The sequence below is a fragment of the Ulvibacterium marinum genome (genome assembly GCF_003626755.1).
Lineage (GTDB): Bacteria > Bacteroidota > Bacteroidia > Flavobacteriales > Flavobacteriaceae > Ulvibacterium > Ulvibacterium marinum.
The window spans coordinates 447,390-470,408 of the sequence record NZ_RBCJ01000004.1; the positions used below are offsets into that span (position 1 = coordinate 447,390).

Here is a 23,019-nt window from a genome sequence, read left to right on the forward strand (position 1 = left end):
CCAAATCCTATTTTTATAAAAATTGCCTTATAGGCTAGTTATACAACCGTTAAACATGAAGCATATTATTTGGATTGCATTGGTATTTTTTGTCTCCCAATCCATCAATGCCCAGCTGCCTCCTGTCTTTGGAGAGGAATATGAAGGCAAAGCAACAACGTCGGATATGGTAAAGACCTATCTAAAGCCGCAACGTATTGTTTGGCAGTCCGATAATTCTGGAAAATCTATCAAAAATGTTGAGACACTCATAAAAAAAGGGAATGGTCAAGTTGCCGTAAATGACCAAAATCTATTTCGGTTTATCAGCACGGAAGCTGAAAGGCCAGGAATCTTGTTAGATTATGGAAAAGAAATCAACGGGGGTGTAAAAATTTCCATGGGTATTAGGAAAAGTAAAACACCCTTAAAATTAAGGCTTCGTTTTGGGGAATCGGTCGGCGAGGCGATGTCCGATATTGGTGGAAAACAAAACGCTACCAACGAACATTCGTTGCGCGATTTTATAATAGAAGTCCCTTGGCTGGGAAGTATCGAAGTTGGAGAAACCGGCTTTCGCTTCCTGCGTATTGATGTCGTCGAAGCCAACGAAAATGCCCCAATAAAATCTATTGATGCAGCTTTTGTATACCGCGACATTCCCTATCTCGGTTCATTTGAAAGCAACGATGAAAGACTGAATCAAATTTGGATGACGGGTGCCTATACGGTACACCTCAACATGCAAAATTATCTCTGGGACGGTATCAAACGAGATCGCCTGGTATGGGTCGGGGATATGCATCCCGAGGTCATGACCATCAATACTGTTTTTGGCAACCATGAAATCGTTCACAAGAGTTTGGATCTTGCCAGGGATCAACATCCCTTGCCCCAATGGATGAATGGCATTAGTTCGTATTCCATGTGGTGGTTACTCATTCATAAAAATGCATATGACTACCACGGCGACCTGGGTTATTTGAAGGAGCAGGAAAACTATATGATCGGACTTTTAGATCAACTGAGCATGTTCATCGATAAGAGTAATAAAGAAATATTGGACGGTGGGCGATTCATGGATTGGCCTACAAGCGAGATTCCGGAGGCGGTTCATGCCGGCCTACAAGCGATGATGGTCATGACCTTTGAGGCCGGAAGTGAAATCATGGGCATTTACCAAAAGAGTGAACTTCAGAAGAAATATCTAAAAGTAGCGGAAAGGCTCCGTAAGCATAAGCCTAAGGGCAACACAACTAAACAGGCCGCCGCATTGATGGCTATGGCGAACTTGGAAGATGCAAAAAAAATCAATGAACAAATCTTGACCAAAGATGGTGTACAACGTATGTCTACTTTTTACGGCTACTACATTTTAGAGGCTATGGCCAAGGCCAATGATTATAAGGGTGCGTTAAAAGTAATCCGTGATTATTGGGGTGGCATGCTCGACTTGGGCGCCACTACCTTTTGGGAAGATTTTGACATTCTCGATACCAAAAATACAGGAAGGATCGATGAACTACCCCTTCCGAACAAGTTTGATATCCACGGCGATTTCGGGGAATACTGCTACGTAGGTTATAGACATAGTTTTTGCCATGGTTGGGCAAGTGGTCCTACTTCATGGTTAAGTCAGCATGTGCTGGGCATACATGTTATGGATGCCGGGGAAACCGTTCAAATCACTCCCCATTTGGGCGATTTACGATGGGCCAAAGGAAGTTTTCCCACCAAATATGGCCCGCTGAAAGTTAGCCATACCAAGAATGCGGATGGTACCGTAAAAACGGAAATAGACGCACCTGACGGACTAACCATAATCCAGTAAAAAATGAAAACCTTTTTCAAGAGCAACCTATTTCTTCTGCTTGTTTCACTAACCTTTCTAAATCAGGCATGCAAGGAAAATCACGGAAACAAGGAAGTCACCAATGAATTCAAAAAACCCAACATTATTCTCTTTATGGTCGATGACATGGGATGGATGGATTCCGAAGTCTACGGTAGTGAATATTATGACACTCCTAACATAACCCGATTGGCGAAAATGGGAAAACGGTTTACCCGAGCCTATGCCGCCAATGCCCTATGTTCCCCAACTCGTGCAAGTATCCTATCAGGAAAAGATCCTGCGCGCTTTTCGTTGACCACACCTGCAGGGCATTTACCCCCAAACCCAGATGTTTCATTGGCAGCAAAAAAAGGTGCACCTTGGATGAAAATGGCATGTCCTCGTTCCCGAACATTTATGCCCTTGGAGGAATTTACAATAGCGGAGGCATTAAAAACAAATGGCTATACGACCGCCCATATTGGAAAATGGCATTTGGGCCACGAAACGTACTGGCCCAAAAAACAAGGTTTTGATATCAATATCGGTGGTGGGCACCACCCAGGGCCGCCTAATTTCTTTTCCCCATACAATATCAGCACATTACCCGATAAAAAAGACAAAGAGTACATTACTGATAGAATAACTGATGAGGCCTTGGTATTCCTGGAAAACCACAAAGAGGAACCCTTCTTTTTGAATTTTTGGCAGTTCGCGGTTCATGCGCCGTATCAAGCACCAGTTGATTTAATCGAAAAATACAAAAACAAAACCGATCCACGTGGCAAGCAGGCCAATCCGATTATGGGTGGTATGATGGAAAAAATGGACGAAAGTTTGGGTAGGATGTTGGATAAATTGGAAGAGCTTCAACTCATGGACAATACGATTATTGTTTTCTTTTCTGATAATGGTGGAAACATGTACGATGTGGTCAATGGGGAATTCCCTACCAATAATTATCCTCTGAGCTACGGAAAGGGAAATATTCACGAAGGTGGAATTCGAGTACCCTGCATCGTGGTTTGGAACGAAAAGATCAAACCCAACACGGTCTCGGATCAGATGATTCAAAGTGTGGATTTCTATCCTACCTTTTTAGAGGTTACGAAAACCAAAGCGAACCCTGACCAACTACTGGACGGGGTCAGCCTTGTCGAAGTCTTAAAAAATGACACCCCTCTGGAACGCGATGCAATCTATAGTCATTTTCCACACTATATGCCTGTGACCCATAATGTACCCTCTACGGCAATATGGTATAAAAACTATAAACTAATCAAGGAATATGGGGAAGGAGAAAATCGCTCCGATGCTCTCAAATTATACGATTTACAGACAGATATTGGTGAGACGACCGATATCGGTTCGGAACATCCGGAATTGGTAGCAAAACTCTTAAAAATGGTGGAAGACTATGTTACTGAAGTCGGCGGTTTGTTACCTGTCAAAAATCCGGCCTACAATCCAAAAGTGGAAACAAAATTGGGCAAGACCAATGATTTCCCCATAGACAAATATCCGAGTTATTAAAAGTAAAAACCTATGAAAATCGGAGAACACCACTATTTGAAAGCATTTTTATCTTTTTTAATGCTGATACTTTGCAGCCTAAATGTCACGGGGCAAACTATTATCCTGACAAGCGACCAACAATTAACCGACCTGACGGATCCCGATAAAAAAATCGACATGTCGACCGGTTTTACAAAACGCCAGGCTAGTTTACGTGATGTTTGCGAGGATGCAAAACAAAAGGGCCGCCATACACTGACCATAGCCTTCGACGAGTTTTTTAGGCAATACCGCAATCAAGAAGCCACCGAAAGAAAACTCACTCCAGATATGGACGAGTATGTTGACAAAATTAAAATCATAGCTGATTTTGCAGCTGGGTATGGCTTGGGTATGGGGCTTAGCTTATTGAGTCCTTTGGAATTGGGCCCGGCATTTAGGAATAAAACAGGCCAAAATGGTACTTGGCTACACTATAAAGTAGGGCTTCGCGACCCCATAACCGGCAAATTCAATGTACCACTGTGGCAACAAACAGTTTGGTCTAACAACAAAGGTAATTTTGAAATTCGGCTCAAGGGCCATAAGGCGTATGCGTTTAAAGAAAGACAGATTCCCAATAGCCCATACATAGCTGTTAATCGTGATGATGTTATTCCGTTGAAAAATGCTAAGCTTGATGTATGGGAACAACGTGTTGATGACAACAACGATAAGGAAATGGATACAGATCTATGGAGCAACCCTTCTACTCCCAACCCTGATCGTGCCAAAAGGGTAAGTATCTATTCGGACGGAAGCGAAGAATTAAAGGGTTATGACAGAGTTATGGTACTGCTGGAATACGAAGTGCCAGAGATGGAATATTTCAGTCCAGGGGCGTTGCCCTTTTTGAAAGATCTACTGGAAAAATACGATGATAGGGGAATCAAAATCCAACATTTCTATTCTGACGAGATGCATATCCAGCAAGATTGGAAATACTTTTCCCATCATGACAACGGCCAATTCGCCGTTAGGTACTACTCCCCTTCCATGGGTTCCGTATATCAAAAAAAGTATGGTACACCATTCGAGGAAAAAGACACCTTGTTCTTTTCCTACGGACCTAATATAGGCAGTAATAATGCCACTGCCCCTTTAAATGTTCAGTATGTATTTGGCGATTCGATAGAAGATATTCAGCGTACCTTTTTATTCCGAGACCGATATTACAAATTGCTGAATAACCATGTGGTAGATTTGTTCAAAGAAGCCAAGGAATATGCAAGCGGGCTTTTTGGTGTCAAAGATTTTGGCACCAGCGGGCATTCTTCTTGGGCCGAAAGCCCGACCGTGGACCTATGGAACACCGAAGATCTGGAACGTCATGCCTATAAATACGAATATACATCAAACTTCATTTGGGGCAACACAGTACAACAAGCAGCGGCGGCTTGCTATGATTATTTTAAATGGGGCGAATATTTGGAACCGACCCGTAACGATTTTGCTGAATTGGGTTGGAATGACCGTAATTATTATGGGGCAGCCATGTCTGCTTCCCTAGGTGTTTTAAACAGAATTCCAGCTGCCTATCCCGCTTTCTGGGGAATGCCGGAAGAGGTAAAGGAGAGAAAAGGAGCTATCAACGATGCCTATGGTGGGCGGACCAAATCGAAATCCATGGAGCTGATAACAGAGCGTGTTCATCGCGATGTTGATGTACTCATACTTTATCCTATGAACCTGGTAGCCACCGAAGAACGCTTCGGCAGTTGGATGGCGCAATATGGTTATGCCAATTTCATTACTGCGGAAAAATTATTGGAACTGGGTAAAATCAATGCCAATGGAAAACTGCAAGTAAAAGAAAAGGAGTACACGACCCTTGTAACACTCTTTGAACCTCTGCCACAGGTTGGGGTTCTAGAATTGATGCATGACCTGAGGAATAAAGGCGGTAAAGTTTTCTGGTTCGGCCCCCCACCCATCTTAAACGGAGACGGAGAACGTGTTTTGGACAAATGGGAAACCCTATTTGGCGTAAAATACAATTCCTCTAAAGTGCAAGGGCAGTTAGCCGTAGGCAAACGCATTGACTTTAATAACGACTTGAAAGATGTGCCGGCCCAATATATTTTGACCGACTTTTTGGTTGATCGTATCTATCCTATTAAAGCAATGGAAGGAACTTCAAAACTGGCCTTTTGCGATAATAACTTGTTGATAGGTGCCGGAAAGGAAAATGCTTATTATTTCGGTTTCCGGCCACGTGATGACCAGTCCGCCAGTTTGGGGTACGAAACCCGAACACTTTTTGAAATCTTGGACAAGTTGGGTGCCTATCCATCCACAGGTATTTTTCCAAACACCAATGATAATACCGAGCACCTATCACGGACTACCGATTATCTGGCCACTCGTTTTCCGAATGGTACTAACGTTATTGTGCGCCATTATAAAAATCATAAAGAAAGTTGGCCTGGCGGATTTTCGAGAAACGAAGAAGAGGATAAACGCCACTTGGAAAAAAATCCTCTACCACCGGACGATATTAATTTAAAGGATTTTAAAGTCAATGGCCATGAAGTAGATTACAAAGGTCGACTTACCATGGCTTTCAGGCTCAATAGAGATAATGAATTAATTGCTTTTGAAGGCCAACAAACTTCATCCATTAACATCGATGGAAAGGAATATCGATTTTCAGAAAACCCCCTGAAGAAAATTGCCTTTGTACCGTCTCAAAATCAAGGTTTGAACGAAACTTTGATATGGGTCGAAGGCACAGGTCAGGTTTCGATTCCATTAACCAAAGAAGTGGATATGGCTAAGCCCAAACTCACTGACGAAAAAGGGAAACGGATACGACATAAAGTAATCGATCAAACAATCCAGTTCAACGTGGATAAAAAAACAAATGGCAAATGGTTGACCTTGAAATGGTAAAAATCAATAACCGTGGAAATATACAATCGATGAGCACAATTAGGAAAGCTCTTGTTGTATTGGTTTTGGTGTTCTCGCCAATCCTAAATCGTGCACAAAACGACCCAAGTTTTAAACGTACAAGTTATTCAGGAGAATCTGTAGCATTGGAGAACGACCATATACGCTTTAACTTCTATAAACGGGTTTTAGGCTGGGGATGGGGAGAAATTATGACACCCTCGGGCAAGATGATGGCAATCCTGGAGCATTTTGGGGAAGTAAAGTTACGGGACCAGGACATTCCTGTACGTTTTGTCGCCGAATCCTATTCGAGAAAAAAGACTGAAAAAGGAGAGGAGTTAATTTTTAATGTTTCTTCGGTAGTAGTCAGGGAAGTTTTGGCAGGTACCTCTTTCGAAAATTGGATGGCCTATCCATTTACAGAACCTGTCATCAAAGGAACGGTAACTTTTGCCATTGAGAAGGATTCACGATTTGTAAAACTGCAATACCGATTAAAGTCCACCGGAAACTATAATGCCGAATATATACGAGGACCATGGTTGAAACTCGGGGAAGCTTCCTTCAAAACGGAAAAAACAGATGCTTTGTTGCCTGGAGTCGATTGGGCCGTAAATGATGAATGGACGAGCGGTACGGATTTTTTTAAGGATCCTTGGGCACTTAGGATGGCACCACACCCAAATAAGGTATCGGTTCCCGTAATGGCCTTAAGTCATAAAGGTACCGGTATAGGCCTTTCTTGGAATCCCAAACAAACAGCCTCGCGATGGTTTAACTATAGGGACCATAAACCACAACCTGTTTTCGCATCCCCGAATTTCGTGGATCGAAAAAACAATCATCTTATGGGCCTGATGGTTCCCGATGCCACCATAGAAGGGCATGAAAACGAGACAGTGTCAAAAATACCTTTGGAACTAAAAATTGATCAGACCATAAACTTTGATGCTCAATTATGGTTGAGCAAAGGCAACAGCATTGATGTCTTGACCGATTGGATAAAACAAAAAGGTTTACCGAAGCCTTCCAAACCCCGATGGTCCTACGAAGAAACACTCGATCGAATTGCGAATGCGTACAACACTGATTTTTGGCATAAAGGCAAAGGCTTTGGATTGCTTCAACGACCGGAGAAATCCATTAAACCCAATGTGCCCAATTTCTTGTTGCGGTACGTAAAAGAAAACAAAAGGGGCAAAACAGCCAAAGAACTGAAAGAAAAGATAAATTGGAGCCTTCAACAATTAGGCGATGAATCAAAAAGTAAAAATGAACTCATCAATGAAGGGGAAAAGTTATTAACCGAACAGAAGCCAGATGGCTCCTTTGTATTCAATCCAGATGTCATTGGAAAGGATGATTTTAAGGTAGCCACTACCTTTATAGAACCGATGGGACTTAGGGGTGAAACGGCTTTGGATGTTACCATAAGACCGGCCATGCGTTTATTGCAAATTGGAAAGGAGACCAAAGATCAACGCTTTTTAAACGCTGCCAAAAATGCCTTTGATTTTTGTATGCCCTACCACAGGCCCGAAGCAGGGGATTTTTGGGAGACCCCTCTACATGCCGCAAACTTGTTGGCAGCAGGCCATGCAGCAGTAGGAAATTATCTTGCCTATTTAGGATTCAAAGAGGAAAAATACAAGGACAAGGCAATCTACTGGATGCGCACCCTTCTCGCCTTTACCCACTTGTGGGAACCTGACAATCTGCCTATGTTGTACAATACCAAACCTGTACTTAGTTCTAGCGACTGGTACTTTGCCAATTGGGTACGCGATCATGTACAGTGGGAAGTGCTTGCCGTCTTTGCCGACGTGGCACGCTACCAATTGAAATGGGATGAAATTGACCCAGAAATCGATTGGCTCCGCTTTCAAGAAGGCATCACCAATGCGGCGATTCGGTGGATGGGCGCCCAGACCATCGATAAAAATTGGCTGCCACACAACTTACCGGATACCTACGATCGCTATCTAAAGGGAGAATATGAATATGCGTTTCCAGATACGCATAACAGTGTCAGCGGCAACTATGGGGGTATGATGATCATGCCAGCTCCCATTGCAGAAAACATATACTACCTACTGGATAGAAAAGCAGAAAAGAAATGACCTTAATTCATCAAAAATCACGGTTAAAAAAACCGTTTTTAATCGTACTGATTGTCTTCTTGTCAATATTTGTTGTTTCTTTTTCAATTCCTGAAAAGGAATATCGCATTTATCAATTTCCAAAAAACAAGATTCCCCGAATCGATGGCGAATTTTCCGATTGGGCACAGGTTCCAGAATCGTATACCATAGGTCTTGACCAACTCATGGACACACGTTTTGGCAATGGCACCAATCTCAATCCAAAGGATTTTGATATTTCCGTAAAGGTCGGTTGGGTAAAAGATTTGAACAGGCTATACTTCTTTTTGGAAATGAAAGATGACTATTGGGATTTCGACAATCCAGCACTTGGTCAGGATATTTTTGAACTCGTCGTTGACGGAAATCTATCCGGTGGTCCTTTTATTAAACAGCATAATGGCAACAAAGACATAATTTCCTTGGAAGAGCTCCACTTTAAGGGTCATGGGGCGCATGCCCAGAACTACCATATTTTCACACCGGTACAAAATAAAGAGGAGGTCATGATTTGGGGCAATACCCCATGGATAAAAGAATTTCCTCACTACAATGCCGCATACGACTATAATTTCAAACATTCGGAAAGTGGCAAATTAAAAATGGAGTTTTGGATTACCCCTTTTGATCATGCCGCGGTCGAAGGTTTTCAAGTATCAACGATAACCAAATTGAAAGAAAATGACGTCATAGGGCTTTCTTGGTGTTTCCTTGATTTTGATGGGGAAAAATGTGAATCGTTCATGAATTTGGCACATGACACAAAAATGATTTACGATGCCTCTTACCTCAACATTTTTCGATTGATGCCCTTGGAAAAGCAATTTGTAAAAGCTATTGACGCCGATTGGTCTTTTGTTGAGATGGACCGTAATCAACGGTGGTTTCAGTTTAAAGATGAATCAATAGGTAATATTACAAAATGGCATTGGGATTTTGGGGATGGAAATTCTTCGAATGATCAACATCCATCCCACAAATATGATAAGGCCGGGGAATGGACCGTAATACTTACCATCGAGGGACCTGAAGGAAAGTCAGTGCGTTCCAAAGTGTGGGATGTCGTGACGAAATAACAGCACTTATGAAAACAAGTACAATCTATACAAAATATCTTCAGGTCGCTATCTTTTTAGTTTTAGGCGGTCTTACGGTAAATGCGCAAAAGTCATCACCCCAATTAGTATCCAAACAACTGGCCGATACTTGGAGCGCCACCGATGATCTTGGGCGAAGCTTACCGTTATACAACGAAACCGGCGACCTAAAAAAAAACAAGTTTGTAGGCATTTTTTATTTCACTTGGCTTGGCGCCCATGGCCATGATAGACACACAAAACCTTTGCCGGATGAAGGAGTCCAACCTAAAACGGTTTCTGATACGCTTAGCCCCTATGATATCACCAAAATTTTGGAAGAGAACCCAAAAAATCCTGAATTTGGGCCAATATTGGCTTTTCATCATTGGGGCGAGCCTTATTTTGGTCACTATTTGACCGATGACGAATGGGTCATCATGAAACACGCACAATTGCTTTCCGATGCCGGTATCGATGTCATCATTTTTGATGTGACCAATGCTTTGGCCTATCTGCCACAGGTCAAGAAAATATGTAAGGTCTTCTCAGGGCTTAAGAGAAAGGGATGGGCCGTTCCCAAAATCGCATTCCTGACCAATACCAAACATGTCGAGACCACCGAGAAAATATATAACGGGTTCTATAAGAAAGGACATTATAAAGAGCTTTGGTTTCATTGGAAGGGCAAACCACTTTTGATGGGCAACAAAGAAGGATTGAATGCGGAGCTGACCGATTTCTTCAACTTTAGAAGGTCATGGGCCTGGACCGAAGGTCAGGAATGGTTTGGCGATGGGAAGGACAAATGGCCTTGGCTCGATCATTATCCACAGAACTATGGCTGGCACGATTCTCCAGACAAACCAGAACAGATTGCGGTATCAACGGCACAACATCCTATTTCCAATATTGGGCGCAGTTTCCATAAGGGCGGACAACCACACTCGGACAGTATACAATCCGGTATAGGGCTGTTTTTTGATGAGCAATGGAAACGGGCTTTGGCCGTGGATCCTGAATTTGTATTCATTACAGGCTGGAACGAATGGATCGCTATGCGATTCAACGAAGGAAAGGCCAAAAATATGATGGGCGAACCTATTGAGGATGGAGACACCTACTTCGTTGACCAGTACAATGCAGAATTCAGCAGGGATATTGAACCTATGAAGGGCGGTTTTAAAGATAATTACTACTATCAAATGGTTGCGTACATCCGGAAATTTAAAGGTACAAGGCCACTTTCTTCGGATAAGGCCTTTCAAAAAATACACATCGACGGAAAGTTTTCAGATTGGGAAAAGGTTTCAAATAGTTATTATGACCATCAAGGTGATGTTCTTCATCGATCACATCCCGGATGGGGCTGCATTGAAGAATACCAAAATACTTCGGGAAGAAACGACTTTATAAAGGCGAAAATTACCGAGGACTCCAAAAACTTTTATTTCTATATAAGGGTTTTGAAGGATTTTGCAAAAGGGAAATGGCCCAATCAATTGACACTGTTTATTAAAGACAACATGTCCAAAAAACCATCGTGGGAAGGGTTTGGCCATGCTATAAAAATTGAAGAAAATACCTTGGCCTTACATGAATCCGTGGGAGGATGGGGTTGGGAAGAAAAAACTTCCGTAGACTCAAAACTCTCAGGGAACGAAATTGAACTGGTAGTTCCAAAATCATATTTGAATATTCAAGGGAAGTATCTCGAATTTAAATGGGCCGACAATGTTTTCCCTGAAGGAGATATCATGAAATTCTACGACCAGGGAGATGTGGCGCCCAATGCGCGATTCACGTATCGTTATGAAATTATAAAACCCTAATACAGTAATGGTAATCAGAAAAGCGTTTAAAATGAAGGTATATCCTGATAAAATCGAAGAATATGCCAAAAGACACAATCCCATATGGCCTGAACTTGAGGAAAAACTTAAGGAGCATGGTGTTGAAAACTACAGTATTTTTTTAGATGCCGAAACAAATTCACTGTTTGGATATGCCGAAGTTGAATCTGAGGAAAAATGGAATGCTTTGGCCGAAACAGCGGTATGTAAAAAATGGTGGGCCCATATGACCGATTTAATGGAAACCAATAACGACAACAGTCCAGTGTCAAAAGACTTGGAATCTTTATTTTATATGCCATAAAGTATGAAAACAAACCTCTATTTCGCCCTATTGTCGATTCTTGTATTAATAGTGTCATGCAAGGAAAAATCGCTAAAGGAATCTGAAATCAAAAAGCCGCTTAATGTGGTATTGATCCTGACCGATGACCAAGGCGCCCATTTGTCGGCCCTTGGAACCAAAGGAATCGTAACCCCAAATGTAGATATGTTGGCGAAAAACGGTATGCTGTTTACAAACTCCTTTGCCGTCGTGCCTTCTTGTTCGCCTAGCAGAAGTTCCATCATGACAGGAATGTATCCTCATGCGAACGGACATTGGCGCAATACGATTACCCCAAAATTATCGGATGTGGACAAAGAATTTACCAAGGCCTCTTCCACAATCGATGAAGTGGGCATCCATGAATATATCCAAACACTTCCAGAGTTACTTCAAGAAAATGGATACTTTACAGCGATTACACAGAAGTTTCATATGAGTCCGCCATGGAAGTTTCCATACAGCGCGCGAAACGCAGTTCAGAATAGTCCCGAAGAATTCAAAAAGGTAATTTCCAGTTTTATTCGGGATGCTGGAGACCGACCATTCTTTTTTCAGGCCAACATCGCCCCGCCACATCGTAATTTAGATAGACATATGAAAGATTTTCCTAACTTCCTTCCCGACAAAGACAGTATTGAAGTTCCAAAATATCTGGCAGACACCCCGGCCATGCGTGAAGACCTGGCAAAATATTATGGATCTGTTCAATTGGCTGACGCCTGTGCGGGAAGTATTATAAATGTTCTAAAAGAAAGTGGAATGTTGGAAAATACCCTGATCATTTTCACTGGTGACCAAGGCGAGCCGTATCATAGGGCAAAGGCATCACCGTATTATGCAGGCTTGCATGTGCCTTTTGTAGCAAGTGGCCCAAAAATCGAAAAAGGTAAGATTTCGAAAGCTTTGATATCACATATCGACATTATGCCAACGATTCTGGACTATCTGGAAATGGATATTCCCGGAACCGTACAAGGAAAATCACTAAAACCAATTTTCTCAGGGAGCGCGGATAGCATTCCGAACAGAAAATATGTTTACGGGGAACACAACTCACATGGCCCTCCTCGCTCGGAACACTATCCCAGTAGGGCAATCTTTGATGGTCGATTTTACTACATCCAAAATTTGTTGTACCAAAAGACCTATGAACTACCAGCAGATCTAGTGGTTGAAAAAGGCTGGGGCAATCGTAGCTACCAAGCTACCTTGGATGCAAAGGAAACGCATCCCATCCAATACAGACTACTAAAAGAATTGGAGTCTGGTCGTCCATCCGAAGAACTATACGACATGCAAAACGATCCAGGACAATTGGTGAACCTAACCGGAAAAAAGGAATATATTGAAAAACAGGAAGAACTCAAAAACGCGCTATCAAAATGGAGAACTAAAACCGGCGATTTAGTCGATGACCCTCTGCATATTAAGACCAGACAGTTAGAAAACTAAACATCATGAAATATATTACGTTCTATATCCTTTTAGGAATTGTTCTTTATGCTTGCAAACCGAACCACACACCATCAGAAGAACCTGCTTCAAAAAATAGGCCCAATGTCTTGATTTTGCTTACAGATCAATGGCGGGCACAGGCCACAGGCTATGCCGGAGACCCCAACGTACAAACCCCCTATCTGGACAGTCTGGCCTCGAGAAGCGTTAACTTCAAAAATGCGGTCTCAGGTATGCCGGTCTGTTCGCCTTTTAGAGCTTCTCTATTAACGGGGCAAAGACCCCTAACCCATGGGGTATTCATGAACGATGTGCAGTTGGATACCAATGCCGTAACCATGGGAAAGATTTTTTCAAAGGCTGGGTATGATACAGGATACATTGGTAAATGGCATTTGGATGGCCATGGCCGTTTACAGTTTATTCCACCCGGAGCAAGAAGACAGGGTTTTGACTTTTGGAAGGGCAACGAATGTACGCACAACTATAACGAATCGGTATATTATGAGAATGATGACCCCAACAGAAAAATCTGGGAAGATTATGACACTTTTAAGCAGACCGATGCAGCGATTCGGTATATGCACGACCAAAAAGAATCTGACAGTCCTTTTTTGATGGTCGTTTCCTATGGTACACCACATGCCCCCTATCACACGGCACCCGAGGAATACAGAAATCGTTTTGACCCCGATAAAATCATCCTCCACGAAAATGTACCTGATAGCTTAAAAATGAGGGCCAAAAAAGATTTGGCTGGCTACTACGCCCATATTTCCGCATTGGACGATATGGTGGGAAAAGTAATAGAGAATTTAAAGGAATCCGGCCAGTTGGAAAATACGATACTAGTGTTTACTTCAGATCATGGGGATCTTTTGGGGTCCCACGGGGCTTATAAAAAACAACAACCCTACGAGGAATCTGCTCGGGTGCCTATGCTATTTTATATTCCGGAGAAACTAAAAATAGCTGTAGAAGAGAAAGATGCTTTGATGAACTCGGAAGATATATTGCCTACTATTTTAGGTTTGTGCAATATCCCAATTCCCAACTCTGTGGAAGGCATCAACTATAGACCCTATTTGGAAGGTAAAGAGCAATTAGGCGAGGCTGCTTTACTGACCTGTGTACAGCCATTTGGTCAATGGAACAAAGTTGAACACGGTGGAAGGGAATATAGGGCCATCAAGACCAAACGGTACACCTATGCTCGAGATTTGAAAGGTGCTTGGTTGTTATTTGATAATAAAAAAGATCCCTATCAAATGAACAATCTAGTTGATCAAGCTCAGTATGCTTCCTTGCAAAACGATTTGGATAAACAACTTTCAGAACGATTGAGGGAAACAGGGGATGAATTTCTTCCCGGGATGGACTATATTGAAAAATGGGGGTATCCCGTTGATGAAACAGGTACTGTACCTTACACGCATTGAATAAGGATATCGCAATTTCTAAAAACAAAAAAGCCTCCGATTTCTCGGAGGCCTTGTGTTTACTGGGTGGGCCCTACTGGATTCGAACCAGTGACCCCCTGCTTGTAAGGCAGATTTTATTTGAATTTATATGAATTAAAAACCCAATAAATACGGGGGTTTTCAGCGATTAGTTGTATATTTAGGTACATTTAAGACCATAAAAAACCACATTCTGCGTGCAAACTGCGTGCACATGTGCACGCAGTTTTTAACATTTATCATGGCTACCTATATAAAACTCTCATTGGATACACGAAGGAAAGATAACAAAACCTTCCCTTTAATCTTTCGTTTGACCCATAACCGGAAATCTACAAGTATTGGAACGGGGCATAAATTAGCGACTTCCGAATGGGACGAAAAAAGACAAAAAATCAGGCCTTCTTTCAAAGGCACTGAATCCCCTTCCCGTTTGAACAATCTACTACAAAAGAAAATGGCGCGTATGGTGGATATCCTTACGAAATTGGAAGATGGCGACAAATTGAAATATATGAGCGTGTCCGAAGTACGAAGCCATATTACCCGTACTACCAAAAAGGTTACTTTTTATCAGTTCGCCGAAAAGCAGATAGCCGACCTGATCAAAGCGAACCGTATCGGAAATGCCAGGGCATACAAACATGCCTTAAAAGCGGTCAAAAATTTCAGAAACAACAAGGATTTTACATTCGATGAGCTGAACCTAGATTTCCTTAACCGATTTGAAAAGCATCATTTGGCTAAGGGCAACAAATTGGGTGGCCTAAGTGTTTATTTGAGAACTGTAAGGGCGATCAACCGAAAAGCAATCAAAGCAGGGGTTGCCGACAAAGAAGGTTATGCTTTTGATGACTATGTCATTCGAAATGGAAAGCCCGAAAAACGGGCTCTTCCTATTGATGCCATCCGTAAAATAGCTGAACTTGATTTGGAAAAGGATACCGTTCTGTTCAGGGACAGAAACATTTTCATGATGAGCTTCCTGCTCAACGGCATGTCCTACGTGGACATGGCCCATCTCAAGCTGTCCAATATCGTTGATGGTCGCATCCGATATTCAAGAAAGAAGACCGATGAACCCTATAACATAAAAATCCATGACCAACTCAAACCTTTGCTGACCTATTTTACCAAAGGCAAGAAAAGAAGCGACTACTTGTTGGGTGTTGTCAAAAGTGATAATCCTATTGAAAGCTATAATCAAATCGTTTGGGCTAGAAAGCGGTATAACGATAATTTGAAAAAACTGGCCGAGCTTGCCGGAATTCAAGAAAACATTACGAGCTACGCAGCACGCCATTCATTTGCTTCAGGAGCAAATGAAATGGGAATTCCTCTTACAGCAATTTCTCAAATGTTAGGCCATAAGCGAATTAGTACCACACAAGCATATTTAGCTAATTTGAGAAAAAGCAAAATGGACGAATACCAAGACGAAATTTTCGGGCAACTATCGGAAAAGTAAGTTTATCAATGTTTCATAAATCGGATTAAAAACCCTCCTTCTTTCTTTTACTTCAAAAAAACGAAGAATCTCAAACTCCATCATCATGTCTTTTGGAACAGTTTTCCGTCCTCCCCCAAATCTTGCCATAACTAACCTGCGCGTGGATCCTGCGGAGTTTCTTTAGCGTTCCGGCAGATAAGCGTAAAGAAGAAACTTCGTAGGGCGCAAACCGACCCCTGCTTGGTATACCATACTTCTTCTCTCCCTAGCCACAAAAAAGCACCCGTAGGGTGCCAAATTCTTTGATAAATTCCTATGTTTGATTTACATCGATAAGCCCCTACCCTTATATTTCGAGTAATCGGTTAGTTCATCCTTAAAGCCGTTGAAAACTTCTTCCCCTCCAAGACTTTTGCTTCCCAACAGATTGCCCAGAGCATAAATGCCTTTTCGAAGGAGGCGAGCCTGTTTTATATCCATCTGTTTTTTGGAAACAGTATTTAGGGCTTCCTTAAACCCGTTTTCCATATGGTGTTCCAACAGCTGTAAAGGAAGATTGGGTCTGACACCGTCTAATACGAACAAATAAGCAGCCTTAGTATATTGTCCTCGCTCGATCAAATATGCAGACCAAAGATTCTTCAAATTATCCCGCCCATGGGTTTTGATATCCTTCAAGGTTTTTGTTTGCCCATCCAAAACCTTATTTATATCACCCGATGATTCCAGATAGGTCTGTGTTTTTGGCGGGAGCGGAACTTGTATGGGATACTTGGAATATATCGAACCGATGCACAGCCTTTCTTCCCTTCTTTTAAAATAAAACCCTTTGGCATTGAAAAACTTGATATAATCTCTTGGGGATTTCTCAAAGGATACCTGTATTCGCTCGGCATATTTATGATAGGCCTTCAGGCTCAAGCGTTCAAATTTCTCCCTGTAAGGTTCGGCAATGGCATCATAGAGGTTCGGGAACATCAACGGCAGGAATATCGCGGTCGGGTTTAGACCGATTTCTTTTTCGGTCTTCTCGTTCAAAAGTCCTTCCAATACTTTTTCGTTCTCTTTAACGAAGAACGGGGAAGCATAAAAGTCGTTTCGGTTGGGCAAACTTACGTAGCCTAAATCCATTTTGACCGAATGTCGATTGGAATTCACGTAACTGATAACGCCCCTGCCGTATTTGATTCCAAGGCCGGGCAAAAGCTCGAAAGGGATTATTCGTTGCCTTGTTGTATTGAACAGTTGTTTGTCGATTGACTTTTTTACTAGGTCGGCCTTTATCTTCAATTCCCGTTCTTCCCGCATCAGTTCGGTGCCATAAATCTCATGTTTTACAATGTCGAATTGCGCTCGTATCAATTTGCCCAGCTCTCGGTTGTCGGTGTGCAGGTATTTCTGTAGAAACCGGAACCGTTCAGATCGGGCCATTTCGGCTGCTATAGCTTTTATTGGAATCCTATGGATATGTTCCGAGGAAAGGAGCTTGCTTCTAGAACTTTGATAGGTGCTTCTGTAAGCTTCCTTGATGCAGCGTTTAAGTTCCAATTGTAGCTGTTCGCTTTCCGCGTACATCTGGGTAAATCCGCTTTCGAACAGTTCTGGGTTTTGAATGATTCCGATATCATTTGCTATCTCCCCGCTCTTGAGGACATAGCCCGATTTGTCATAAATTGTAAAATCCAAGGCTTTTCCTTTTTCATCATAGTCGACCTTGCAATCCAGTTTTTGATGGGATTTTAGGATATCCAGAAGATGTTCGGGGTTTATTCCCTTGAAAAGCTTGTACGTGGTACGCAACTGTTTTTCCAACCTTTTTTTGACCATCGGCAATAGTTTTGAACCTAGGTTATGTTCAAAGACTTTTTGCAGTTTTGGACCGCTCAATTGGGGGTGGACGGTATAGCCGTTGATGAACCTTGACTTGTACCCATCTTTTACGGCGATACCATACGATACCCCTATCCTGCCATTACGTTCGGTCGTCTTTAGCTCAATGTGATTGTTCTTGAGATGTTCGGCTAGTTCTTTAAAGCTTCGCACCTTATACTTTTGAAGGGTGTTGTTCACGATGTCCTGTATATAGAACCTGACCCCGTTGCTATCCCGGTTTCGGAATTCGGGCATTTCATAAATCGGTAGGTCTTTTGTGTTCTTCGTTTCTGGCGATGGGGAAAGTCCGAACTCTTTTTCAAGATATTTCTGTGTTGCTATGCTCCTTCTTATATCATTGGAGAGGTTTATCTGCAAGCAGTCTTCTTTGATCGTGGTCGATACGATATGAACGTGCTCGTGTTTGGTATCATGATGGCGTACCACAACAAAAGGCTGTTCGCCATAGCCCATGTGTTCCATGTACTTTTTAGCGAGTTCGAAAAAGTCCCTATCATCCAAGTGATCTCCCCGGGGAAGGTTAAGGGAAGCGTGTAGATACCGCTTTTCTGAATCATGCCGATTGCCAAGATGATTCAATACCCTGCCGAAAAACTCCATGTTGGTATCTGTATCGGAATAGGTATTCTGGAAGCCTAGAATGGTGCTTTCCGTTTTGCCCAATACATACTTCAGCACTCCCTGCACGCTTTTCCGGTAAAGCACCCTTACTATCATTTTTGGTTTTTGGTGTTAATCGTTTCTATAAGTTCGAGCATCAGTTCGCTGGCTCTTCGTATCTCCCGTTCGAGGTTCGAATTCGGGCTTCGCATGTTCTTGTAGTTGGCCACTTTGACGAGTTGGTTAATGTTGGTGCCTATCTTGTTAATCTGGTAGCTGAGGTTGGAGATGCCATCGGGAATACGTTTGTCTTTTACGGTTTCTTTGTTCAAAATAAGCTTTCTCAAGAAGGGACCGACCGTGCCCCTTTTTCTAAAATCGAGATTATAGGATTGAAGGATGGTCTTTACTTTTTCCAGTTCCGTACCATTGAATCGGAGCGTTATCGCATGCTCCCGTTTCCTGTCCCCCAATCGTTTTCTCCCGCCTTTGTTACTAGCCATTTTTTGACTCGATTTTATCGTTTTTTCACTTCGCAGAAGTAGGCGTTTTACGGTGCGCAAAACATCACTTGCTATCCACCAACGTGGATAAATATAATATATCAAATCGAATTATAATAGTCTAATAATCAATATTTTAAGTCGTAAAACCATATAAGACCAATAGATACCATTTGAGACCAATCGACTAATTTAAATGGTCTAATATGGTCTCGAAATAATTACGGAATTTGGGAAATCTTTAAAATTTTTGAGAGTAGGGAGAGGAAAAGACAAGCGGTTTTTTCGCCGCTTGGTTTTTTGCGGGGTGCCGAGGGTGTTCAGAAATATGGAACGGAAAGACCCCGAATGCGAACCAGCGAAGCGGTTCGCTTGGGAAGTCTTAAAGTGGAAAATTTTTGAACTTCCGCAGGGGCATCAGGGACATGGGTAATTACCGATTTATAGATCTTGAAGAAATTCAAACAAATCTGATATTTACACACTTTAGAATTTCAATCTTTAACTAAAAAAGAAATACTTTTTTACTAGATTTTTAATTCAAATAAGACCTAAAATTTGAAACCAGTATTATTGCTTCCCCCTAAACTTCATGAACAAATCTTTAAAAGCAATTCCGATTCGTAAACGATATGTGCTTTCATCAAATGTAATCAGCTCTTCTGAATAGCCCATGTAATATTGCAGGTAGATAAATTGGTTGCTTCTTTGTGAGATGCGATAGCTGGCACCTACTACCAAACTTCCCTTCCAATCAAAGCTTGGTGCCTTTCTTATTTCTGTATCGAAAATGATATTTTTATTGAGTCGATATGCAAGGTCTAGTTGTTGGTAACCTCTGAACTCAGTGATATTTTTGTTTTCTACTGGTGGCTTTAGTGGAATCCATATTTTCAGACTGCCGCTCAGATTATCTGAAATATATGTGTTGTAGGTTGCTGAAAAGAAATTCCAGCTACGCGAGTTAGCCCCATCCCTACCATTACTTTCATGTTCGAATTGCACTTGAAGAAAACTATGGAATTTTGAGTCCTTAAAAAATGGTTTAAAAAGGGCTAGCGAAGGATTATAATTGGTTTCTCGAAATGGATAAGATTCTTTGTATATATCCCAAAAAACTTTCTGACGATACGTAAAAAATAGGTAAGAGCCCCAAAGGAATTTCTTATTGGTCAAGCGTTGCTTGAAGCCAATTTGAAATTTCGCATCACTGTTGTCACTGGCAGGTGATTCTCCTAACGTAGAACCGGTAAGAAAATAATTATCACCATAAATTGTAAAAGATGGTATCGTGCTCACCCTATCACTGAATGCTACACTGTCGATTACTGTAGTTATAAAAGTTAAGCTATCAGGAACAAAAGTCGCCTGTGCGCCAAGAAATAAAGGAAAACACAATAGGCTGACAAAGGCATTTGAAAATCTTGAATACATAATTATAAATGTTTCTGCCCAGAAATACCTTTAAATTAAGTATCGATGGAATATTTTTAAATGTGTGAAGGTGCTTTAATCATTGGACTTACCCCTAGAGCATCCATTTTTACATATTAAAGGAAATATAGGCCTTAAAAACCTACTTAACTTCGAGAAGTAAAAAAGCCTACAAATTGATATTTTGTAAGCTTTTCAATACTATATTTTTTTTATTTATTGAACCATCTCCATTAACTTTTCAGCAACCAATCCTGAAGATGCTGGGTTCTGACCTGTAATTAGATTTCCATCGGTGATGGCGTATGATTCCCAATCTCCTTTTTTGGAATAGATACCGCCATTTTCGACAAGCATATCTTCTACCAAAAACGGAACGACGTTTGTCAATTGAACTGCTTCTTCTTCGGTATTTGTGAATCCTGTTACTTTTTTTCCTTTTACCAAGGCATCGCCATCTGCATTTTTAACATTCTTTAAAGCAGCAGGTGCGTGACATACAAATGCTATGGGCTTTTGCTGTTTATTAAATGTTTCTATGAGTTTGATGGATGTTTTGTCATCTACCAAGTCCCATAACGGACCATGACCTCCTGGATAGAAAACAGCATCATAATCTTGAGCCCGAACATCGGTCAATTTATGGGTTTCCTTTATTTTTTTCTGTGCCGTTTCATCTTTCTTGAAACGCTCGGTATCCGCTGTCTGGTTATCAGGGGTATCACTGCTAGGGTCAATTGGTGCTTCACCACCTTTTGGTGTTGCAAGCGTTATGGTTGCCCCTTTATCTAATAAAGTGTAATACGGGTTTGCGAATTCTTCAATCCAAAAACCAGTTTTCTTTCCTGTGTCTCCCAATGTATCATGAGAGGTCAAAACAAATAGTATTTTCATTATCATTTTTTTAATTATCAATACAACTATTTAAAACAAAATAATGCTTTCTCATCGCTGAGAAAGCATTATTTATAACTTTCTACTGTCCAATTGAATACAGCTAAATACAAATTCAAATGAAAGCAATTTTAGACTTTTATATAAGGGTCTACAAAGGTTTTCTACCTGTAATAACATTATATAGTATCGAGATAACTGCGATAACCAATAATAAATGTATTAAGCTACTTGAACCTATTCCGGCAATAATACCAAAAAAGCCCAAAGCCCAAATAACGATTGCGATAACAGCAACTAGCCAAAGAATACTTCTCATAATTTATATTTTTAGGTTATTATTTATAATTCAAATTTCCACCAAATAGGTCAAGGATATTGACCCTATAGCATTATTTATTAGTTCAATCCTGAAATATGCATCTGCTTTTTCCGTGAAAACTAAAGTCCTTTGGTAATTGCCCTAACCCATCGGTAATCGAACATGAACTCTTTTAGGACTACTTTAATGACCGTATAACCTGGCACTGCTATAATCATTCCCACAACTCCAAAAAGCAAGCCTGCCGCCACTATGACCAAAAATATCTCCAACGGATGTGATTTAACACTGTTCGAGAAAATCAAGGGTTGTGAAAAGAAATTATCGACTAACTGACCAATAACAACACCTATGAAAACATAGCCCGCACTTGGTAGAATTACTTCCCTAAAATCCAGCTCTAAAAAACTGGTCATGGTTAAGAGAATCATGATAATTGTACCAACCATGGGTCCCAAATAAGGAATTATATTGAAAAGTGCACAAAGTAGTGCAATAACGACAGCGTTCTCAACACCTACAAGTAAAAGCGTTACACTATATATAATAAAGAGTATGAGAATCTGTAGCAGCAGACCAACGAAGTAGCGCGACAATAAAATCTTGATGGTCTCAATGGAGTGTTTTGTTTTCTCTTCAAGAGATTCCGGAAGCAGTTTTAACAGAATCCTTTCTATAAACTTACTATCCTTTAAAAAGAAAAATGAGATAAATAGTACTGAAAAGAGCCCGATTCCAAAACTACTTAGAATATCTATGAAGTAATTCAAGAACTTAGGAACGAAACCCATATCAAGCTCTTCCATTAAGTTACTTTCTAGTTCAACTTCCTCCATAAACTCATCAACTACATTAGGTGACGCACCAAAATATTGCACTATTTGGTCATATAGCTTATCAAGTGCCTTTTGCAAATCATCCATATTCAACAAGGAAAGGTTTTCCCCTTGGTCCGTTAACATAGGAATAAAGAGCGCGAAAATACCAGTTAAAATCCCCAAAATGAACATCATAGTAAGGACGACTGCTAGGGTATTTGGAAACTTCAATTTTCTTCTTAGAAAAATTACACTCGGACGCCCAATCAAGGCGACCACTCCCGCAATTACTAGATAAACAATGACCGATTGCAACTTATAAACAAGAACGCAAAGCAGCATTATTGCAATAAGTATGGCTATTGCTTTTAAAATACCTTTGGCAATGGTTGTTGATTTCATGATTGAAGATTGCTTTTTTAATTTTTATTGGTTCAAACAAAACTAGAATTGGAGAATCAAAACCTTTAACTCAAAAGATTAAAAGAGTAACCTAGTAGCAGTTCAAATTAGAAATTATCCTAGATTGG

At 41.2% G+C, this 23,019-nt stretch carries 16 protein-coding genes and 1 tRNA gene; 10 read left to right on the forward strand and 7 right to left on the reverse strand.

The genetic code is table 11. From position 1 onward, the window contains the following. The first annotated feature begins 55 nt into the window (after window positions 1-55). From D7Z94_RS20985 to D7Z94_RS21025, 9 genes are read left to right on the forward strand one after another with little or no spacing between them, the layout of a single operon-like run. Window positions 56-1,810, forward strand: a complete 1,755-nt coding sequence (locus D7Z94_RS20985) for an alpha-L-rhamnosidase-related protein (RefSeq protein ID WP_120713581.1) — start codon at window positions 56-58, stop codon at window positions 1,808-1,810. 3 nt (window positions 1,811-1,813) lie between these two features. After that, complete coding sequence (locus D7Z94_RS20990) at window positions 1,814-3,346, forward strand: sulfatase (RefSeq protein ID WP_120713582.1); 1,533 nt, start codon at window positions 1,814-1,816, stop codon at window positions 3,344-3,346. A 12-nt stretch (window positions 3,347-3,358) separates the two neighbouring features. After that, complete coding sequence (locus D7Z94_RS20995; protein WP_211341829.1) at window positions 3,359-6,259, forward strand: hypothetical protein; 2,901 nt, start codon at window positions 3,359-3,361, stop codon at window positions 6,257-6,259. Window positions 6,260-6,288: 29 nt separating this feature from the next. Continuing rightward, window positions 6,289-8,382, forward strand: a complete 2,094-nt coding sequence (locus D7Z94_RS21000; protein ID WP_147415950.1) for a glycoside hydrolase family 88 protein — start codon at window positions 6,289-6,291, stop codon at window positions 8,380-8,382. Beyond that, complete coding sequence (locus D7Z94_RS21005) at window positions 8,379-9,479, forward strand: PKD domain-containing protein (protein ID WP_120713584.1); 1,101 nt, start codon at window positions 8,379-8,381, stop codon at window positions 9,477-9,479. Before D7Z94_RS21000 ends, D7Z94_RS21005 begins: the two co-directional genes overlap by 4 nt. An 8-nt stretch (window positions 9,480-9,487) precedes the next feature. Then, window positions 9,488-11,311 carry a glycoside hydrolase family 71/99 protein gene (locus D7Z94_RS21010; protein WP_120713585.1) on the forward strand — a complete coding sequence of 608 codons (1,824 nt, stop codon included), beginning with the start codon at window positions 9,488-9,490 and terminating at the stop codon, window positions 11,309-11,311. Window positions 11,312-11,318: 7 nt separating this feature from the next. Beyond that, window positions 11,319-11,636, forward strand: coding sequence for an L-rhamnose mutarotase (gene rhaM, locus D7Z94_RS21015; RefSeq protein ID WP_120713586.1), 318 nt, complete (start codon window positions 11,319-11,321; stop codon window positions 11,634-11,636). Window positions 11,637-11,639: 3 nt separating this feature from the next. Beyond that, window positions 11,640-13,112: a sulfatase family protein gene (locus D7Z94_RS21020; protein ID WP_120713587.1), complete on the forward strand. Its 1,473-nt coding sequence runs from the start codon at window positions 11,640-11,642 to the stop codon at window positions 13,110-13,112. A gap of 5 nt (window positions 13,113-13,117) precedes the next feature. Further along, complete coding sequence (locus D7Z94_RS21025) at window positions 13,118-14,554, forward strand: sulfatase family protein (RefSeq protein WP_120713588.1); 1,437 nt, start codon at window positions 13,118-13,120, stop codon at window positions 14,552-14,554. A gap of 67 nt (window positions 14,555-14,621) precedes the next feature. Here D7Z94_RS21025 and D7Z94_RS21030 read toward each other — a convergent pair. Beyond that, window positions 14,622-14,699: transfer RNA gene (locus D7Z94_RS21030), tRNA-OTHER, on the reverse strand. Window positions 14,700-14,816: 117 nt separating this feature from the next. Between D7Z94_RS21030 and D7Z94_RS21035 the strand changes: the two genes are divergently transcribed. Continuing rightward, entirely contained in the window at window positions 14,817-16,043 is a 1,227-nt protein-coding gene (locus D7Z94_RS21035) for a site-specific integrase (RefSeq protein WP_158594697.1), read from the forward strand. Between the two features lie 306 nt (window positions 16,044-16,349). Here D7Z94_RS21035 and D7Z94_RS21040 read toward each other — a convergent pair whose 3' ends face one another. The 6 genes from D7Z94_RS21040 to D7Z94_RS21065 all read right to left on the reverse strand — a co-directional run bounded on the left by D7Z94_RS21040 (window position 16,350) and on the right by D7Z94_RS21065 (window position 22,891). Then, complete coding sequence (locus D7Z94_RS21040; RefSeq protein WP_120713590.1) at window positions 16,350-18,635, reverse strand: relaxase/mobilization nuclease domain-containing protein; 2,286 nt, start codon at window positions 18,633-18,635, stop codon at window positions 16,350-16,352. After that, window positions 18,632-19,021 carry a plasmid mobilization relaxosome protein MobC gene (gene mobC, locus D7Z94_RS21045; RefSeq protein ID WP_147415951.1) on the reverse strand — a complete coding sequence of 130 codons (390 nt, stop codon included), beginning with the start codon at window positions 19,019-19,021 and terminating at the stop codon, window positions 18,632-18,634. The genes D7Z94_RS21040 and mobC overlap by 4 nt, the downstream gene beginning before the upstream one ends. 570 nt (window positions 19,022-19,591) lie before the next feature. After that, complete coding sequence (locus tag D7Z94_RS21050; RefSeq protein WP_120713592.1) at window positions 19,592-20,455, reverse strand: phospholipase A; 864 nt, start codon at window positions 20,453-20,455, stop codon at window positions 19,592-19,594. A 216-nt stretch (window positions 20,456-20,671) separates the two neighbouring features. Further along, entirely contained in the window at window positions 20,672-21,349 is a 678-nt protein-coding gene (locus D7Z94_RS21055; RefSeq protein ID WP_120713707.1) for a type 1 glutamine amidotransferase domain-containing protein, read from the reverse strand. 151 nt (window positions 21,350-21,500) lie between these two features. Next, on the reverse strand, window positions 21,501-21,668 hold the full coding sequence (locus tag D7Z94_RS21060; RefSeq protein WP_120713593.1) for a lmo0937 family membrane protein: 168 nt from the start codon (window positions 21,666-21,668) through the stop codon (window positions 21,501-21,503). A gap of 122 nt (window positions 21,669-21,790) precedes the next feature. Further along, window positions 21,791-22,891, reverse strand: a complete 1,101-nt coding sequence (locus D7Z94_RS21065) for an AI-2E family transporter (RefSeq protein WP_120713594.1) — start codon at window positions 22,889-22,891, stop codon at window positions 21,791-21,793. Between the last annotated feature and the right edge of the window lie 128 nt (window positions 22,892-23,019).

What these genes read in the sequence shown, in the direction of transcription:
- D7Z94_RS20985 (WP_120713581.1), top strand. Translation starts at nt 56, where the DNA reads ATGAAGCATATTATTTGGATTGCATTGGTATTTTTTGTCTCCCAATCC.
- D7Z94_RS20990 (WP_120713582.1), top strand. Translation starts at nt 1,814, where the DNA reads ATGAAAACCTTTTTCAAGAGCAACCTATTTCTTCTGCTTGTTTCACTA.
- D7Z94_RS20995 (WP_211341829.1), top strand. Translation starts at nt 3,359, where the DNA reads ATGAAAATCGGAGAACACCACTATTTGAAAGCATTTTTATCTTTTTTA.
- D7Z94_RS21000 (WP_147415950.1), top strand. Translation starts at nt 6,289, where the DNA reads ATGAGCACAATTAGGAAAGCTCTTGTTGTATTGGTTTTGGTGTTCTCG.
- D7Z94_RS21005 (WP_120713584.1), top strand. Translation starts at nt 8,379, where the DNA reads ATGACCTTAATTCATCAAAAATCACGGTTAAAAAAACCGTTTTTAATC.
- D7Z94_RS21010 (WP_120713585.1), top strand. Translation starts at nt 9,488, where the DNA reads ATGAAAACAAGTACAATCTATACAAAATATCTTCAGGTCGCTATCTTT.
- rhaM (WP_120713586.1), top strand. Translation starts at nt 11,319, where the DNA reads ATGGTAATCAGAAAAGCGTTTAAAATGAAGGTATATCCTGATAAAATC.
- D7Z94_RS21020 (WP_120713587.1), top strand. Translation starts at nt 11,640, where the DNA reads ATGAAAACAAACCTCTATTTCGCCCTATTGTCGATTCTTGTATTAATA.
- D7Z94_RS21025 (WP_120713588.1), top strand. Translation starts at nt 13,118, where the DNA reads ATGAAATATATTACGTTCTATATCCTTTTAGGAATTGTTCTTTATGCT.
- D7Z94_RS21035 (WP_158594697.1), top strand. Translation starts at nt 14,817, where the DNA reads ATGGCTACCTATATAAAACTCTCATTGGATACACGAAGGAAAGATAAC.
- D7Z94_RS21040 (WP_120713590.1), bottom strand. Translation starts at nt 18,635, where the DNA reads ATGATAGTAAGGGTGCTTTACCGGAAAAGCGTGCAGGGAGTGCTGAAG.
- mobC (WP_147415951.1), bottom strand. Translation starts at nt 19,021, where the DNA reads ATGGCTAGTAACAAAGGCGGGAGAAAACGATTGGGGGACAGGAAACGG.
- D7Z94_RS21050 (WP_120713592.1), bottom strand. Translation starts at nt 20,455, where the DNA reads ATGTATTCAAGATTTTCAAATGCCTTTGTCAGCCTATTGTGTTTTCCT.
- D7Z94_RS21055 (WP_120713707.1), bottom strand. Translation starts at nt 21,349, where the DNA reads ATGAAAATACTATTTGTTTTGACCTCTCATGATACATTGGGAGACACA.
- D7Z94_RS21060 (WP_120713593.1), bottom strand. Translation starts at nt 21,668, where the DNA reads ATGAGAAGTATTCTTTGGCTAGTTGCTGTTATCGCAATCGTTATTTGG.
- D7Z94_RS21065 (WP_120713594.1), bottom strand. Translation starts at nt 22,891, where the DNA reads ATGAAATCAACAACCATTGCCAAAGGTATTTTAAAAGCAATAGCCATA.